Source organism: Streptococcus sp. (assembly GCF_019414905.1).
In the GTDB taxonomy this organism is placed as follows: domain Bacteria; phylum Bacillota; class Bacilli; order Lactobacillales; family Streptococcaceae; genus Streptococcus.
The window spans coordinates 3,973-4,377 of sequence record NZ_DXLC01000229.1 but is presented as its reverse complement, the minus strand read 5'-3'; the positions used below and the strand labels follow the sequence as shown (position 1 = coordinate 4,377).

General features: G+C 31.9%; 1 protein-coding gene. It reads right to left on the bottom strand.

Annotation, left to right across the window (positions count from 1 at the left end):
• Window positions 1-80 precede the first annotated feature (80 nt).
• Window positions 81-311, bottom strand: coding sequence for a DUF2969 domain-containing protein (locus QZ359_RS07065; RefSeq protein WP_000037113.1), 231 nt, complete (start codon window positions 309-311; stop codon window positions 81-83).
• Window positions 312-405: the final 94 nt, after the last annotated feature.

Below are 405 nucleotides of genomic sequence, written 5' to 3'. Positions count from 1 at the left end.
CCGCCGCGTTTAGTCTCTTCGCTATCTCTCCTACAATCAACATGGACTATTATATCATGAAAATTTCAAAAAAACAAGACTTATTTTGCTAAATTATAATTTTCAATCAAAATTTCCACAGCTTTTTCCAATTTTTTATAAAAACTATCGACATTCCCATTCTTTATGATGGCAAATTGTCCGTCTAATTCGGCAATTTCTCCGATAACTTTTTTACCAATGGTCAAGGTATAACCTTCAAAACTGTCTTTTCCTACATTAACCTTGGCATCTGCTACTTGAATTTCAATTTTTTTATCTTTCTTGCTCATTTCATACCTCTCTTCACTTTTTCTATTTTACAAGAAAATCCTAAAACTAGCAAGAAAAAACTCTACATCAGGCTTGTCTGATATAGAGTTTTCC